The following is a 15,682-nucleotide window of genomic DNA, read 5'->3' on the forward strand; positions in this document are numbered from 1 at the left end:
TGCTCACTGCGAGGCAATGAACGTATGACCGAACCCTTGCTGACGATGCGCGGCATCGTCAAGGCATTCGATGGTGTGAAGGCGCTCGACGGAATCGATCTGACCGTGCGCCCCGGCGAGTGCGTCGGGCTGTGCGGCGAAAACGGCGCCGGCAAGTCGACGCTGATGAAGGTGCTGTCGGGCGTCTACCCGCACGGCACGTGGGATGGCGAGATCCGCTGGGAAGGCGCACCGCTCGTCACATCGGGTGTGCGCGACACCGAGCGCGCGGGCATCGTGATCATCCATCAGGAACTGATGCTCGTGCCCGAGCTGTCGGTTGCCGAGAACATCTTCCTCGGCAACGAGATCACGCTGCCCGGCGGGCGCATGCACTACGCGGAGATGGTGCGGCGTTCCGAGGAACTGCTGCGCGAACTCAGGATCGACGCGATCAACGTCGCGCAGCCGGTAATGAACTATGGCGGCGGCCACCAGCAGCTGATCGAGATCGCGAAGGCGCTGAACAAGCGCGCGAAGCTGCTGATCCTCGACGAGCCGTCGTCGTCGCTGAGTGCCGCCGAGACGCGCATCCTGCTCGACATCGTGCGCGACCTGAAGCGCCGCGGCGTCGCATGCGTGTACATCTCGCACAAGCTCGACGAAGTCGACGCGGTGTGCGACACCGTGACCGTGATCCGCGACGGCCGCCACGTGGCGACCGAGCCGATGCGCGGGATGACCACCGACCGGATCATCGCGATGATGGTCGGCCGCGAGATCCGCAACCTGTATCCGCGCGAGCCGCACGAGATCGGCGACGTCGTGCTGGAAGCACGCAACGTGACCTGTCACGACGTGGCGAACCCGCGCCGCAAGCGTGTCGACGACGTGTCGTTCAGCGTGCGGCGCGGCGAGATCCTCGGCGTCGCCGGGCTCGTCGGCGCCGGCCGCACCGAGCTGATGCAGGCGATCTTCGGCGCGTATCCCGGCGCGAGCACGGCGACCGTGCGGATGAACGGCCGGCCGCTCGCGATCCGATCGCCGGCCGATGCGATTCGCGCGGGCATCGCGATGGTGCCCGAGGACCGCAAGCGTCACGGGATCGTGCCGCAGCTCGGCGTCGGCCATAACATCACGTTGTCGGTGCTGCGCCGTTTCGCCGCCCACGGGCGGATCGACGCGGCCGCCGAACTCGACGCGATCCGCACCGAGATGCAGCGGCTGTCGGTGCGTGCCGCGCATCCGTTTCTGCCGATCGCGAGCCTGTCCGGCGGCAACCAGCAGAAGGCGGTGCTCGCCAGGATGCTGCTGGCCGACCCGCAGGTGCTGATCCTCGACGAGCCGACCCGCGGTGTCGACGTGGGCGCCAAGGCCGAGATCTACCGGCTGATCTTCGCGCTCGCGCAACGCGGCGTCGCGCTGATCGTCGTGTCGTCGGAGCTGCCGGAAGTGCTCGGGCTCGCCGATCGCGTGCTCGTGATCGGTGAAGGCGAGTTGCGCGGCGATTTCGTCAACGACGGTCTCACGCAGGAACAGATCCTCGGCGCCGCGCTGAAGCCCGCGGGGCAGCCGGCCGAACCCATTGCAGCGAGTGCCACATGAATACCGAACTTTCCTCCTCTTCCGCCGTGCCGCCGGACGCCGACGCGCGCCGCACGCATCGCCATCCGCTTCGACAGGTCTTCGTGCGCTACAAGGTGCTCGCGCTGCTGTTCGCGGTTGCGGCGATCTGGGTGTTTTTCTCGGTGCTGACCGACGGCGCGTTCGTCACGCCGCGCAACGTGTCGAATCTGCTGCGGCAGATGTCGATCACCGGGATGCTCGCATGCGGGATGGTGTTCGTGATCATCGCGGGCGAGATCGACCTGTCGGTCGGGTCGCTGCTCGGGCTGCTCGGCGGCATTGCGGCGATCCTTGATGTCAATCGCCACTGGCCCGTGGCCGCAACGGTGCCGACCGTGCTCGCGCTCGGCGTGCTGGTCGGGTTGTTCAACGGCTGGTGGTCGACCTACCGGCGCGTGCCGTCGTTCATCGTCGGGCTGGGCGGGATGCTCGCGTTCCGCGGCATCCTGCTTGGCGTGACGGGCGGCTCGACGATCGCGCCGGTGTCGGACGGCTTCGTATTCCTCGGGCAGGGCTATCTGCCGCGTGCGGCCGGCGACGGCCTCGCGGTGCTGCTGTTCGCGCTCGTCGCGCTACTGGTCATCCGGCAACGTGGCACGCGGCGCCGCTATCGGCTCGCGGTCACGCCGCTGTGGCAGGACGTCGCGAAAGTCGTCGCCGCCGGCGCAGTGCTGTTCGCGTTCGTCGCGACGCTCGATCGCTACGGCGGTATCCCGGTGCCCGTGCTGCTGCTGCTCGCGCTGCTCGGCGCGTTCTCGTGGATCGCGACGCAGACCGTGTTCGGCCGGCGCATCTATGCGGTGGGTTCGAACCTGGAGGCGACGCGGCTGTCGGGCGTCGACACCGATCGTGTGAAGCTCGCGATCTTCGCGCTGATGGGGCTGATGTGCGCGTTCGCGGGCATCGTCAACACCGCGCGGCTCGCGGCCGGCTCGCCGTCGGCCGGCACGATGGGCGAGCTCGACGCGATCGCCGCATGCTTCATCGGCGGCACGTCGATGCGCGGCGGGTCGGGCACCGTCTATGGCGCGCTGATCGGTGCGCTCGTGATGGCGAGCCTCGACAACGGAATGTCGATGCTCGATGTCGACGCGTACTGGCAGATGATCGTCAAGGGCGCGGTGCTGGTGCTGGCGGTGTGGATCGACGTGGTGTCGCGATCGAACCGGCGATGAGGCCGTCCGTTGCGGGCCGTGCGCGCTTGCGCGAGGGGCGTGTCGCACGCAGTCCAGCGTCGAGATCGTTCATCCGCCTTTCTGGATGACCGCCTGTTGCTCGGTATCCGCCTTGATGAAATCGACGAAGGCCCGCAGCGGAGCCGGCACGAAACGCCGCCCCGGATAGTACAGATACGGGCCGGAAAACGGCCGCCACCAGCCGTCGAGCACGGGCTCGAGCGCGCCGCTCGCGAGGTGCGGACGAAGCCAGTCTTCGTAAAGATGCACGATGCCGAGCCCCGCACAGGCGGCGTCCACGACGAGATCCACGGCGCCTCCGATCTGCACGACGAGCGGCCCCGACGGCTCCACGCGGACCACTTCGCCGGCGCGCTCGTATTCCCACGCCGGCATCGCGCCGCTCGCGAACCGGCCGCGCAGGCATGCGTGATCGAGCAGTTCGCGCGGGTGGGCCGGCCGGCCGCGCCGTTCCAGATAGGCGGGGGCCGCTGCGGTGGCGAAGCGTTGTGAACGCGGGCCGATGGGCACGGCGATCATGTCCTGTTCGAGGCGCTCGTCGTAACGGATGCCCGCGTCGCAGCCTGCCGCGAGGATATCGACGAAACTTTCGTCAGCCACGATCTCGAGCCGGATCTCCGGATACGCGTCGAGAAAGCGCGGGATGATCGACGGCAGCACGAGCCGCGCCGCGCTCGTCGGTACATTGAGCTTCAGCGTGCCGACCGGCCGCTCACGAAACGTATTGACGACGTCGAGCGCCGCCTCCACCTCGCCCAGCGCCGGTGCGAGCCGCGCGAGCAGGCGCTCGCCGGCTTCGGTCGGCGCCACGCTGCGCGTCGTGCGGTGCAGCAGCCGCACGCCGAGTTGCGCCTCCAGCCGGCGCACCGCTTCGCTCAGACCGGACGCGCTCGCACCGATCGTGCGTGCACCTTCACGAAAGCCTTTCGCGCGCGCCACCGCCACGAACGCGTTCAGATCGCCCAGATCGACTTGCATTGTTCGCCCTTTCGTACAGGTCGTGCAGATTATGACCGGTTATCGCGCAGCGCGTCGCGGCGTAACCTGCGGCTCATTCATTCGCCACAGGAGCACGATCATGTCCCCCATCGCCCGGTCCGGCACGTTTTCCATCGCGGGCCGCCACGTTCACCGCATCGGTTACGGTGCGATGCAACTCGCCGGTCCTGGCGTGTTCGGCCCGCCCCGGGACCGCGTTGCTGCGCTTGCGGTTCTCCGTGAAGCCGTTGCATCGGGCGTCGACCACATCGACACGAGCGACTTTTACGGCCCGCATGTGACGAATCGGCTGATTCGCGAAGCGTTGCATCCGTATCGCGACGATCTGCTCATCGTGACGAAGATCGGCGCGCGGCGCGGCGAAGACGGCTCGTGGCTGCCGGCATTCTCGGCCGAAGCGCTCGCCGCCGCCGTCCAGGACAACCTGCGCAACCTCGGTCTCGACGTGCTCGACGTGGTCAACCTGCGGATCATGTTCGACACGCACGGCCCGGCCGAGGGCTCGATCGAGGCGCCGCTGTCCGCACTGGCCGAACTGCAGCGGCAAGGCTTCGTGCGGCACATCGGGCTGAGCAACGTCACGGCCGCGCAGGTCGCGCAAGGGCGCCGGATCTGCGACATCGTCTGCGTGCAGAACCACTACAACCTCGTGCATCGGGACGACGACGATCTCGTCGATGCGCTCGCCCGCGACGGCATCGCCTACGTACCTTACTTTCCGCTCGGCGGCTTCAATCCGTTGCAGTCCTCCGCGCTCGACGCGGTCGCCGCGCGGCTCGGCGCGACGCCGATGCAGGCCGCGCTCGCGTGGCTGCTGCACCGCGCGCCGAACATCCTGCTGATTCCGGGAACGTCGTCGGTCGCGCATCTGCGCGAGAATCTCGCCGCCGGCGCGCTGGCGTTGCCGGAGGATGCCGTGCGCGAACTCGACGGCATCGTGTCCGCTCGCGGTTGAACCCCGTACGGTCGTCGCGCGCGGACGGTCGAAGCGACGCCCGCGTTGCGCCGGCACCGGACTCAGCGCGCCTGACCCAACTGCTCGTCGATCGTCCGGGTCAGCGGCGACTGGACGTCGCCGGTGTGTTTCGTCTGCACGGGCTCGATCAGCACGATCCAGCATTCGTCGTCGGCGACCGGATTGTGCTGCGTGCCGCGCGGCACGACGTGCATCGAGCCGGCGGGCAGCTCGACGACGCGGCCGCCTTCATACTCGATCCTGAGGTGGCCGCGCACGACGAAGAACAGCTCGTCTTCATGCGCATGGTCGTGCCACACGAGCTGGCCGCGTACCTTGGCGACTTTCACGTACTGATCGTTGACCTGCGCGACCACCTTCGGCGACCAGTACTCCGATACATCGGCGAAGGCAGCCTCGAGGTCGAACGATTCGGCAAACGGCACGGCGGGGAGGGTCATCTCGGCTCCGGAGTCGGCTGTGCGAATACGCGATCGAAACCGGCCCGTTGCCGATCGTCGATTCGTCGGGAAAGCCGATTATATTGACGCGGCCGCCATGCTGCACGACGCCTGAACGCATGCGGCATCCGGCGCGCGTTCACGGGGCTACGTCCGGTCGCGATTGCGCGCGCGCGTCGCACCGGTAATCACCGCGATGCCGAACAGAATGACGGCGACGATCTCGATGATGTGCTGCGACACGTGCAGCGTCATCAGGCCCCATGCCACGCCGGCGATGAAAATGATCCATCCGAGCAGGTAGATAAGCAGGGTCATCGCTTGTCTCCTTGTAGTTGCGGGTCACGACGCCGGTTGCGTGCGTTGCAAAACCTGCCGTGCAACCGGCAAACCGGGATGTGCGCATATTTCGTGCCCGGTTCGGCCGCGTCGTGCCGGGGGCGGACGCCCGCGAACGTCTCAGATCGTCGGGTCGCCCGGCCTCATGCATCGAGCAGGCCGCGTGCGGCCAGATTGGCGTACAGCGCGCGCACGCCGAAGGTCCACGGCGCGATCTCGGTGCAAAGCCGCACGACGTTGACGAGCGCGCCGAGCGCGGGCGTGGAGATGGTGACGCGGTCGCCCAGGTGATGCGTGAATCCGCCGCCGGGTGCGTCGCGGTCCTGGATCGGCGAGAACATCGTGCCGAGGAACAGCATGAAGCCGTCCGGATACTGGTGATGCGCGCCGCAGGTCTGAGCGACGAGATCGGCCGGGTCGCGGCTGATCTCGCGCATGTGGCTGATGCCGTCGAGGACGAATTCGTCGTCCGCGCCGTCGACGCGCAGCGACACGCTGGCCTGCCGCACGCTGTCCAGCGTGAAGCCGCCGTCGAAGAGCCGCACGAACGGGCCGATCGCGCACGAACCGTTGTTGTCCTTGCACTTGCCGAGCAACAGCGCCGAGCGGCCTTCGATGTCGCGCAAATTCACGTCGTTGCCGAGCGTGGCGCCGACCGGCCGGCCGTCGCTGCCGACCGCCAGCACGATCTCCGGCTCGGGATTGTTCCATACCGACCCGGGCAGCAGCCCCACGTCCGCGCCGAAGCCCACCGCGGACATGGGCTGGGACTTCGAGAACACCTCGGCATCCGGGCCGATGCCGACTTCCATGTATTGCGACCACGCGCCGCGGCGCTCGAGTTCCGCCTTCAGGCGCATGGCGGCGTCCGAACCGGGAACGATCTTCGACAGATCGGTGCCGATGGTCGCGGCGATGGTTCCGCGTATTTCCCTCGCCTTGACAGGATCCCCGCCGGCCTGTTCTTCGATCACGCGTTCGATCAGGCTGACGGCAAAGGTCACGCCGCAAGCCTTGATGGCCTGCACGTCGCACGGAGCGAGCAGGCGCGTGGCGCCGGACGCGCCGTCCAGCGCCGCCTGCAACAGCGGCTCGGCACGGCCGAGCGATTCGCCGGGGGCGGTGCGGGCGATGTCGACTGCGTCGGGGCGGTCGAACAGGTCCGCGGTGGTCGGCACGGTGCGCGTGATGTCGAACACGTCACCGCCGCGCACGGCGACGACGCTCGGGCCCGCGTGGGCACCGTCGTGCCGCCAGACGCGGCCGATCAGCAAGGCCTGCGCAAGGTCGTGCGGCAGGCAGTCGGATACGGAAAGAGTACGCATGGTCGTCAGCTCGGCAAAAGTCGTGGGCGGTTGGGTCAGTGTGAATGGCGCGGGTTGCCGCGCTGCTCGATGACCTTCAGATAGAGCGTGGCCGGTTCGAGGCAGCCGCCGGTGGACAACTGGCCCACGAACTGGCGATAGAGTGCCTGCCACGGCGTTTGCGCCTGCGGCACGGTGAAGCTGGCGGTCTCGCGGCGGCGCGCGAGTTCTTCGGCGTCGACCAGCAGGTCGACGCTGCGACGATTCAGATCCACGCGGATGCGATCGTTCGTGCGCAGCAGGGCCAGGCCGCCGCCGACGGCAGCTTCCGGCGACACGTTCAGGATCGACGGGCTGGCGGACGTGCCGCTTTGGCGTCCATCGCCGAGGCATGGCAGCGACGTCACGCCACGTTTCACCAGGTGGGCGGGCGGCGCCATGTTGACGACCTCCGAACTGCCCGGGTAGCCGACCGTGCCACAGCCCCGGATCACCAGGATGCAGCGTTCGTCGATCTCGAGCCGAGGGTCATTGATGCGGGCGTGATAGTCCTCGGGGCCATCGAAGACGACGGCGCGTGCCTCGAAGGTATTTTCCGCGCCCGGCTCTGCAAGGTAGGTTTGCCGGAAGGCCTCGCCGACGACCGACATCTTCATGATCGCGCTGTCGAAGAAGTTGCCGGACAGCACCATGAAGCCGGCGCCATGCTTGAGCGGCTCGTCGGGCGTGCGGATCACGTCGCGGTCGGCCTCCTGCGCCGTGTCGGCGATCTCGCCGATCGCGCGGCCGGACACGGTCAGGCAGTCGCGCCGCAGCAGGCCGGCCGCATCGAGTTGACGCAGCACGGCGGGCACGCCGCCGGCGCGGTGGAAGCTCTCCCCGAGGTATTCGCCGGCCGGCATGCAGTTGACGAGCAGCGGCACGGATTCACCGAAGCGCTGCCAGTCGTCCAGGCTGAGTGCCACGCCCATGTGGCGTGCAATGGCGATCAGGTGCGGCGGGCAGTTGGTCGATGCGCCGAGGGCGGAGGCGACGACGATGGCATTCTCGAAGGCCGCGCGCGTCATGATCTTCGACGGACGCAGATCTTCGCGGACGAGCTCGACGGCCCGCTTGCCCGTCGCGTATGCCATCTGGCCGCGCTCGCGGTAGGCGGCGGGAATGCTCGCGCAACCCGGCAGCGACATGCCGAGCGCCTCGGCCAGACTGTTCATCGACAGCGCCGTGCCCATGGTGTTGCAGTGGCCGATCGACGGCGACGATGCCGTGGTCAGCTGCATGAACCCTTCGTAGTCGATATCGCCGGCTGCCAGCAGATTGCGGGCGTGCCAGATCACCGTGCCCGAGCCGACGCGCTTGCCCTCGTGCCAGCCGTCGAGCATCGGCCCGCCCGACAGCACGATGGCGGGCATGTCCACGGTGGCCGCGGCCATCAGGCAGGCGGGGGTGGTCTTGTCGCATCCGGTCGTCAGGACCACGCCGTCCAGTGGAAAGCCATGCAGGATTTCCACCAGCCCGAGATACGCCAGGTTGCGGTCGAGTGCCGCGGTGGGCCGGCGGCTTTGCTCGGCCAGCGGATGCACGGGGAATTCCATCGGGATGCCGCCCGCGTCGCGAATGCCTGCCTTGGTGCGTTCGGCCAGTTCGATGTGGTGTCGGTTGCACGGTGCCAGGTCGCTGCCCGTCTGCGCGATGCCGATGATGGGACGGCCCGACTGCAGCTCCTCACGCGTCAACCCGTAGTTCATGAATCGCTCGACATAGAGCGCGGTCATGTCTGCGTGTGCGGGATCGTCGAACCACTCCTGGCTGCGCAGGCGGCGAGGGGTTTGCGGCATGGGGGGCTGTCTCCGAATAGGGCCGTGTCCGGTTTTGCATGCTGGATAGTTACCGGTAACATTCGAGCGGATGTTAGCACGGGGTTTTTGCGTCGAGGAAGGGAATTTTGCGTGTGGATGGGGCACGCGCTGGAGAATGTGCGCCGACAGAAGAGGGCGGGGCGACTGCCTCCGTCAAGTGCGCACGTTGCGCATCGGACGCCCGATGAGGGGCGACACGCCCGGCAGTCGGCTCGTCAGGCGCTTTCCCGCGCGACGATCGTGTAGTCCACACGGATGCTGTGCGACTCGATCCGTGCGCCGCCGTCGCGCGCTTGCAGCGCCGCGAGCAGGGCCTCGCCCGTGCGCAGGCCGATGCCGTAGGCGTCGACCGATACCGTGGTGATGGTCGGGTGGCAGCATGCCGCCACTTCGAAGTTCCCGAAGCCGGCCACGGCCATGTCCGAGGGCACTGACAGTCCGCGTCGATGGCATTCCATGATTGCGCCGAACGCCGACATGTCGCTCACGCACATGACCGCGGTGGTGTCAGGCCACGTCTCCAGCAATGCTGCCATGGCGGGCCCGCCATGGCTCATGGTGATCGGCGATTCGCCCAGTCGCACGATGCGCGGCTCGCCAAGCCCCAGGGCCTTGATTTCCGCCTGGTATCCCTTGAGCCGGTCCAGGCCGCGGCGGTCCAGTGTGCTGGCGCCGCCGAGAAAGCCGATGCGTTCGTAACCGCGCTCGGCCAAATGGCGCACCATCGCGCGTGCGGCGCGCACGTTCGAGAAGCCCACTGCGGTATCGATCGGATGCGTTGGCAGGTCCCACATCTCGACCACGGGGATGCCCGAGCGCGCCAGCACCGTGCGCGTCGCATCGGTATGCTGCGCACCCGTCAGCGCGATGCAGCGCGGCTGGTGACGCAGCATGGAGCGTACCAGCCGTTCTTCCCGTTCCAGGTCGTAATCGGTGTCGCCGAGCAGCAGTTGCAGGCCATGCGGCTCGAGTGCATCGGTGAGGCCGCGCACGGTGTCCGAGAAGTTGGAACTCGACAGAGACGGCACCAGCACCGCGACGAATTCCGATCGCCCGGACGACAGCGCGCCTGCGGCGGCGTCCGCCACGTAGCCGAGCTGATCGATGGCCCTGCAGACCCGTTCGCGCGTCTCGGCGGCCACGCTGTGGCCGGCCAGCACGCGCGACACGGTCATCTTCGATACGCCGGCCAGGCGCGCTACATCGGACATGCGGGGCGGTCCGACGGGCCGGACGGCAGTGGGGCTGGGCATTGGAATAGCGATCGGGAGAAACCTGGAAAGGCTACATGATACCGGTGCCGTGCGGGCTGTCCGCCGCGCTTCCATGATCGGCTCGGCACTAGGGGAAACTACTTGGCGGTCGGGACTTGAGCACGCCTGTCGCGGCATGCTACCTTCGCGACTGTTACCGGTATCAGCATGTCGGTTGCTCCCGTCGCCAGATCGGCGGCTTTTTTGGGCCGGGAATGTTATCGGTAACATTGGCGAATCAGTTCATCAGCGAATCCGCCGGCACGAAGAAGTCCTACACAATCAGGAGACAAACCGATGCCATCCCTCACGCAGACCGCTGCCGCCCCGGCCGCGGCCGGCTCATCCGAAGACGCCCTCTACCGCAAGGTCATGCGGCGCATCCTGCCCCTGCTGCTGCTCTGCTACGTCGTGGCCTACCTGGACCGCGTCAACGTGGGTTTCGCCAAACTGCAGATGCTCGATGACCTGAGCCTGAGCGACAGCGTCTACGCGCTCGGTGCCAGCGTGTTCTTCTGGGGCTATTTCCTGTTCGAGATGCCGAGCAACTTGCTGCTGCACCGCTACGGCGCGCGCTTCTGGATCGCGCGGATCATGATCACCTGGGGCATCGTGTCGTCGTCGATGGCCTTCATCGTGCCGCTCGCGCAGTTCTTCCACGTGCAGACGTCCACCATGTTCTACGCGCTGCGCTTCCTGCTCGGCCTGTGCGAAGCCGGCTTTTTCCCGGGCGTCATCCTGTACATGAATTACTGGTTTCCCGCGCGCCGCCAAAGCGTGGCCATGTCGGGCTTCCTGGTGGCGATCCCGCTGAGCCTGACGCTGGGCAGTGTCATTTCCGGCTGGCTGATGGAGCAGACGCACGGCTTGTCCGGCATGAGCGGCTGGCAATGGATGCTGCTGCTCGAAGGCCTGCCGTCGATCGTGGTGGCGTTCATCGTGCTGGCCTGTCTCGGCGACGGCCCGCAGTCGGCGAAGTGGCTGTCTGCCGAGGAAAAGGCGGTGCTGTCGCGCAACCTGGAATCCGAGGCCGCGCACAAGTCGCACGGCGTGGGTGCCGCGCTGCGCAGCCCGCGCGTCTGGCTGCTGACCTTCATCCTGCTCACGTTCAATACCGGCTTCTACGGACTGGCCTTCTGGCTGCCGTCGATCATTCGCGCGTCGGGCGTGCGCAGCCCGATGCATATCGGTTTGCTGACTGCGATTCCATACCTGACGGCCATCTTCGCGATGGTGTGGAACGCATCGCACTCGCGCAAGACCGGCGAACGCCGGCTGCACGCCGCGATTCCCGCGCTGATCGGCGGTGTCGGCCTGATCCTGAGTGCGGCGTGTGCGCAGAACGTGGTGCTGTCGATCCTGTTCCTGACGATCGCCACGTGCGGCATCCTGGCGCTGATGCCGATCTTCTGGACCTTTCCGGGGCAGATACTGTCGGGCACGGCCGCGGCCGCCGGCATTGCGCTGATCAACTCGGTGGGCAATCTGTCCGGCTTCACGGGTTCGATGATCACGGGCATCGCAAAGGAAATGACCGGCAACATCAACAACGGAACATACGCGCTCGGTGCGTGCCTGCTGGTCAGTTGCGTGCTGATCACGTTGATTCCGCGCGGCGTGCTGTTTCCCGCGGCCGCGAAGTAGGTTCGTTGCTGACCGTCGTGTCCCGGTGCCACGCGGTTGTCCCAGTGGCCGGACAGACGGAGCGGCGTGATTCGATGTCGCTGACCGGCTCGTGAACGGGCGCTGCACCGTCGCCGTATTCGATGCCGGGAGCCGGTCGTCGATATCCCGGCGTCGCAAGTCGACCGGCTGCGCCGGGCCGGCGCAGGATGCTTTGCGCTATCCTGTCGCCCTCTACCGACCGCCCGATCCGATGAAGCGTCCGCCGTTTTCCACTCAACTCGTCATGCTCTGGGCGCTCGTCGCGGCGCTCTGCGCGACGCTGGTCGCGGTCGTCTGGACCATGGCCGGTTTCGCCGAGGGTCAGCAGATCGCCGGCGCACGGGCCGCGGGCGAGGCGGCCTGCGAAGCGGTCGCCTCGCGTTACGACACCTCCGCGGCGTCGGCCGGCGCGCAGCCGGATTCTGCGCTGATGCATGCGATCCTCGATATCGTTCTGGCCCGTGCGCCGGACATGGAAGGCGGGTTCTGGGCGGCCGGCAGCGCACCCGCCGCGGGCGGATTTCTCGCGTATTCCTTTCCCACTTATCAAGGCAGCGGAATCAAGCGCGACGTTCCTGACGCGGAAACACCATTGATTCTCCGGACGCTGCGTGCGGCCGCAGCGACGCGCGCCGCGACATCGAACGTCGTCGAGGGAGCGCAGGATGCCGTGGTTGCGGCAGCGTGTCCGGTTCGCGCCGGATCGGGACTGTTCGCCTGGATGCTGACGCGCGCCCGCCCGCCGCTCGGCAGGCACGGCGAGCTGCTTGCGATGGGCCTTGCCGGCGTGCTCGCGGTGATCCTCGCTCTCGCGGCGGCGTTGGCCATTGCATTGCGGCGCTGGAGGAGCAATCTCGCGCGGATCGAAGCCGGGTTGGCGCCCGACGGCCGTGCACCGCACTTGCCGTACGTCGGCGAGCCGGATCTCGACCGGATCATCGATGCATTCAACGCGCGTGCACGGCGCGCCGAACACCTGCAACAGCAGGCCGCCGAACTCCGCACGCGGCTCGCGCAGGCGGAACGCTTCGGGATGCTGGGCAAACTGGCCGCCCAGATGGCGCACGAGATTCGCAATCCGATGGGGGCGATGCGGCTGAAAGCCGAAAACGCGCTGGCTGGCGATAGCCGCCGACAGCAGGATGCGCTGCGCGTGATTCTGGCGCAGATCGAACGCATCGATGCGCAATTGTCGGGGCTGCTTGCGCTGACGCAGCCGGTCAGCCCGCACGCGACGCGCGTCGATGTCGACGCATGGCTCGCGCAGGTGGTCGACCCGCACCGCGAACTGGCGCAGCGGCAAGCGATCGATCTCGCATGGTCGCACGGCGTGCGCGTCGCGCAACCGTCCGGTTTTCCCGTGTTCGATCCCGACCAGATGCGCCGGGCGCTCGACAACCTGTTGCTCAATGCGCTGCGCCATGCCGGCGACGGTGGAGCGGTTACGGTCGCCACCGCGCGTCGCACGTTCGCCGGGCGCGACTGGCTGCGGTTCACCGTGTCGGACAGCGGCCCCGGGGTTCCCGCCGCGCAGCGCGAGCGGATTTTCGAACCATTCGTGACGGGGCGTGCGGATGGAACCGGCCTCGGTCTCGCCGTGGTCCGCGAAGTGGCTGCGGCGCATGGCGGCCAGGCGTGGCTCGACGACGCACCGCGCGGCGCATCCTTCGTCATTGAAATCCCATGGCAACTCTCCTCATAGTCGACGACGACGCCGCCTTTCGCGACGGCCTGGCCGAGACGCTTGCCGATCTCGGTCATCGGGTCGTCGAAGCCGGGACCGGCCAGGCGGCATTGAGCATGCTGCGCGACGGCGGCCGCATCGATTGCATCTTCCTGGATTTCCGCCTGCCGGACCTGGACGGGCTCGCCGTCCTCGTGCAATTGCGCGACGATCCCGCACTGGCCGCCATTCCGGTCGTGATGCTGACGGCCCATGCGACCAGCGACAACACGATCGACGCAATGCGGCTCGGTGCGTTCGATCACCTGACGAAGCCGATCGGGCGTCGCGACATCGCGCAACTGCTCGCGCGGATCGTTTCCGCCAACCAGCCGCCGGCGGTCGCCGAGCCCCACGGCGACGGATTTGCGCGCGAACCCGCATCGAACCGCCCCAGGCTGCTGGGCGTGAGCGCTGCGATGCGCGACGTGCAAAAGCAAATCGGCCGCGCGGCGACAAGCGACGCGACCGTGCTCGTCACCGGCGAGACGGGCACCGGCAAGGAAGTGGCGGCGCGCGTGCTGCATGCCGCGTCGATGCGGCATGCGCAGCCGTTCGTCGCGGTCAACTGCGCGGCCATTCCAGCCGATCTGCTCGAAAGCGAACTGTTCGGGCATCGCCGCGGGGCGTTTACGGGCGCTCACGTCGATCGTGCCGGGCGGCTCGTCGAGGCCGACGGCGGCACGCTGTTTCTCGACGAGATCGGTGACATGCCCGCGGCCATGCAGGCCAAGCTGCTGCGCGCGCTGCAGGAACGCCAGGTGACGCCGCTCGGTGCGGATCGTCCGACGGCCATCGACATTCGCGTGGTGGCCGCGACGCACCGCGATCTCGGTGCGGCCGTCGCGAACGGGACGTTTCGCGAAGACCTGTTCTATCGCCTGAACGTGATTCCGTTGCACCTGCCGCCACTCGCGGACCGCGTGGCCGACATCCTTCCGCTGGCCGCTCATTTTCTGGCGTGTGCGGCCGGCGCGCGTCCGTTGCATCTGACGAACGATGCCCAGCGGGCATTGCTCGATCATCGCTGGCCCGGCAACGTGCGGGAACTGCGCAACGTGATGGAGCGGGCCGCCGCGCTGGCGCCCGGGCCGGCTGTCGCCGCGGCCGATCTCGGGCTCGGCGTCGTGCCGACGCACCATTCCGGCGGCGACGCGCTCGCGCTGCCGGCCGGCCTGCTCGACATGCCGTTGCCCGAGGCGCTGGCGGCGCTCGAGCGCGCCGCGATCCTGCGCGCGCTCGAGCGTGCGAACGGCAATCGCGCGGAGGCGGCGCGGCAGCTCGGCATCGGTCGTCAGTCGCTCTATTCGCGCATCGCGCATCTGGGTATCGAGCGCGACGACTAGCCGCGCCGCTGCAACTGTCGGGATTCCCGACAACGGCAGGCGAAAGGTGTCGGGAATTCCGACACCTTTCGCGCGGTGCGTCGTCCGATGCCCCGCCAGGCGGGCGCGCGCATGCTGGCACGCGGGTTGCAGATATCGGTGCATCGCAACCCTTCGCTGGAGCCCGTCATGATGTCGTTCCCTTCCGCCGCCCGATCGCGGCCGTCGCGCCGCGCGGTCATCCGACGCACCTTGCGCGGCCTCTGCGCCGTCGCATTCATCGCCGCGGCGACGGCGAGCGGGGCCCAGATGCCGCCACCGCCGCCCGCCGCCGTGCCGCCCGGAGTCGATGCCGTGCCGCCTCCGCGCCATTTGCCTGCCGGTCCCGGCAACGGCTTCGCCCCGGATGCGAATGCGCTCGTGTCCGGCCCGCTTTCGCGCCTGACGATCAACCCTGAAGGTGCGGTCGACGGCTTCGAGCTGACCGACGGGACGTTCGTCCGCCTGCCACCGCATCTCGGCACGCAATGGAACGCGTTCGCGCGGCAGGGCGAACGGGTGACGGTGGCCGGCGAACGTCGCTACGGCGACGAGATTCATGCGCACGTCGTGCGCAACGATCGCACCGGCGCATTGCTGTCCGACCCGCCGCCGGCGCTTGCCGCGCCGGTGCCGCCCATGTTGCGCGGCGTCAACCTCGCCAGGCTCAGCGTGTCCGGCGTCGTGCGACACGTCACGCGCGCGCCGCGCGGCGAGCCGGACGGCGTGATGCTCGACAACGGCGCAATCGTCAAGTTGACCGTGCCGGCCGCCCAGCAGTTCGGCCGGCTGCTCGTGCCCGGCGTGCGGGTTGCCGCGGTCGGGTACGGCACGCGCAACGCCTACGGCGAAGCGCTGCAGGCAACGGCGTTCGGCTCGCCGGACCAGGTCGTGGAGCTCTATGACGCCGTCGCGCGTTGATCTCGCAACGACTTTTCGCTATCCCGCAAGGAGCCCCG

Annotated in this window: 13 protein-coding genes; 7 read left to right on the plus strand and 6 right to left on the minus strand. The window is 68.1% G+C overall.

Annotated elements, in window-relative coordinates; translation table 11 throughout:
• Positions 1-24 precede the first annotated feature (24 nt).
• Both xylG and ACV22W_RS06275 read left to right on the plus strand, forming a co-directional pair.
• Entirely contained in the window at positions 25-1,584 is a 1,560-nt protein-coding gene (gene xylG / locus ACV22W_RS06270) for a D-xylose ABC transporter ATP-binding protein (RefSeq protein ID WP_448018376.1), read from the plus strand.
• Positions 1,581-2,780, plus strand: coding sequence for a sugar ABC transporter permease (locus ACV22W_RS06275; RefSeq protein ID WP_448018377.1), 1,200 nt, complete (start codon positions 1,581-1,583; stop codon positions 2,778-2,780). Before xylG ends, ACV22W_RS06275 begins: the two co-directional genes overlap by 4 nt.
• Before the next feature lie 69 nt (positions 2,781-2,849).
• Here the strand turns inward: ACV22W_RS06275 and ACV22W_RS06280 are convergent, their stop codons facing one another.
• Complete coding sequence (locus ACV22W_RS06280; protein WP_448018378.1) at positions 2,850-3,779, minus strand: LysR family transcriptional regulator; 930 nt, start codon at positions 3,777-3,779, stop codon at positions 2,850-2,852.
• A gap of 100 nt (positions 3,780-3,879) precedes the next feature.
• On the opposite strand from ACV22W_RS06280, the gene ACV22W_RS06285 reads away from it, so the two are divergent.
• Positions 3,880-4,755 carry an aldo/keto reductase family oxidoreductase gene (locus ACV22W_RS06285; protein ID WP_448018379.1) on the plus strand — a complete coding sequence of 292 codons (876 nt, stop codon included), beginning with the start codon at positions 3,880-3,882 and terminating at the stop codon, positions 4,753-4,755.
• Between the two features lie 62 nt (positions 4,756-4,817).
• Here the strand turns inward: ACV22W_RS06285 and ACV22W_RS06290 are convergent, their stop codons facing one another.
• The 5 genes from ACV22W_RS06290 to ACV22W_RS06310 form a co-directional block, all read right to left on the minus strand.
• Positions 4,818-5,216 (minus strand): cupin domain-containing protein, encoded by a 399-nt coding sequence (locus tag ACV22W_RS06290; RefSeq protein ID WP_448018380.1) that lies wholly within the window; start codon positions 5,214-5,216, stop codon positions 4,818-4,820.
• 147 nt (positions 5,217-5,363) lie between these two features.
• Complete coding sequence (locus ACV22W_RS06295) at positions 5,364-5,534, minus strand: hypothetical protein (RefSeq protein WP_162999306.1); 171 nt, start codon at positions 5,532-5,534, stop codon at positions 5,364-5,366.
• A gap of 164 nt (positions 5,535-5,698) precedes the next feature.
• Positions 5,699-6,880 carry a fumarylacetoacetate hydrolase family protein gene (locus tag ACV22W_RS06300; RefSeq protein ID WP_448018381.1) on the minus strand — a complete coding sequence of 394 codons (1,182 nt, stop codon included), beginning with the start codon at positions 6,878-6,880 and terminating at the stop codon, positions 5,699-5,701.
• A 35-nt stretch (positions 6,881-6,915) separates the two neighbouring features.
• The gene (locus ACV22W_RS06305) at positions 6,916-8,697 is read right to left on the minus strand and encodes an IlvD/Edd family dehydratase (protein WP_448018382.1); all 1,782 of its coding nucleotides are present in this window, start codon (positions 8,695-8,697) and stop codon (positions 6,916-6,918) included.
• A gap of 236 nt (positions 8,698-8,933) precedes the next feature.
• Positions 8,934-9,971 (minus strand): LacI family DNA-binding transcriptional regulator, encoded by a 1,038-nt coding sequence (locus ACV22W_RS06310; protein WP_448018383.1) that lies wholly within the window; start codon positions 9,969-9,971, stop codon positions 8,934-8,936.
• Positions 9,972-10,268: 297 nt separating this feature from the next.
• On the opposite strand from ACV22W_RS06310, the gene ACV22W_RS06315 reads away from it, so the two are divergent.
• From ACV22W_RS06315 to ACV22W_RS06330, 4 genes are all read left to right on the plus strand, one after another.
• Complete coding sequence (locus ACV22W_RS06315; protein WP_448018384.1) at positions 10,269-11,615, plus strand: MFS transporter; 1,347 nt, start codon at positions 10,269-10,271, stop codon at positions 11,613-11,615.
• Between the two features lie 232 nt (positions 11,616-11,847).
• Complete coding sequence (locus ACV22W_RS06320; protein ID WP_448018385.1) at positions 11,848-13,338, plus strand: sensor histidine kinase; 1,491 nt, start codon at positions 11,848-11,850, stop codon at positions 13,336-13,338.
• Complete coding sequence (locus tag ACV22W_RS06325; protein WP_448018386.1) at positions 13,320-14,705, plus strand: sigma-54-dependent transcriptional regulator; 1,386 nt, start codon at positions 13,320-13,322, stop codon at positions 14,703-14,705. Before ACV22W_RS06320 ends, ACV22W_RS06325 begins: the two co-directional genes overlap by 19 nt.
• A gap of 333 nt (positions 14,706-15,038) precedes the next feature.
• Positions 15,039-15,644: a hypothetical protein gene (locus ACV22W_RS06330; RefSeq protein ID WP_448018387.1), complete on the plus strand. Its 606-nt coding sequence runs from the start codon at positions 15,039-15,041 to the stop codon at positions 15,642-15,644.
• The last annotated feature ends 38 nt before the right edge of the window (positions 15,645-15,682 follow it).

The organism is Burkholderia sp. AW49-1, assembly GCF_053427845.1.

Bases quoted from the DNA above. Each gene is read 5' to 3' on its own strand.
- ACV22W_RS06285 (WP_448018379.1), top strand. From the start codon at position 3,880: ATGTCCCCCATCGCCCGGTCCGGCACGTTTTCCATCGCGGGCCGCCAC.
- ACV22W_RS06300 (WP_448018381.1), bottom strand. From the start codon at position 6,880: ATGCGTACTCTTTCCGTATCCGACTGCCTGCCGCACGACCTTGCGCAG.
- ACV22W_RS06325 (WP_448018386.1), top strand. From the start codon at position 13,320: ATGGCAACTCTCCTCATAGTCGACGACGACGCCGCCTTTCGCGACGGC.
- ACV22W_RS06310 (WP_448018383.1), bottom strand. From the start codon at position 9,971: ATGCCCAGCCCCACTGCCGTCCGGCCCGTCGGACCGCCCCGCATGTCC.
- ACV22W_RS06280 (WP_448018378.1), bottom strand. From the start codon at position 3,779: ATGCAAGTCGATCTGGGCGATCTGAACGCGTTCGTGGCGGTGGCGCGC.
- ACV22W_RS06320 (WP_448018385.1), top strand. From the start codon at position 11,848: ATGAAGCGTCCGCCGTTTTCCACTCAACTCGTCATGCTCTGGGCGCTC.
- ACV22W_RS06290 (WP_448018380.1), bottom strand. From the start codon at position 5,216: ATGACCCTCCCCGCCGTGCCGTTTGCCGAATCGTTCGACCTCGAGGCT.
- ACV22W_RS06275 (WP_448018377.1), top strand. From the start codon at position 1,581: ATGAATACCGAACTTTCCTCCTCTTCCGCCGTGCCGCCGGACGCCGAC.
- ACV22W_RS06295 (WP_162999306.1), bottom strand. From the start codon at position 5,534: ATGACCCTGCTTATCTACCTGCTCGGATGGATCATTTTCATCGCCGGC.
- ACV22W_RS06315 (WP_448018384.1), top strand. From the start codon at position 10,269: ATGCCATCCCTCACGCAGACCGCTGCCGCCCCGGCCGCGGCCGGCTCA.
- xylG (WP_448018376.1), top strand. From the start codon at position 25: ATGACCGAACCCTTGCTGACGATGCGCGGCATCGTCAAGGCATTCGAT.
- ACV22W_RS06305 (WP_448018382.1), bottom strand. From the start codon at position 8,697: ATGCCGCAAACCCCTCGCCGCCTGCGCAGCCAGGAGTGGTTCGACGAT.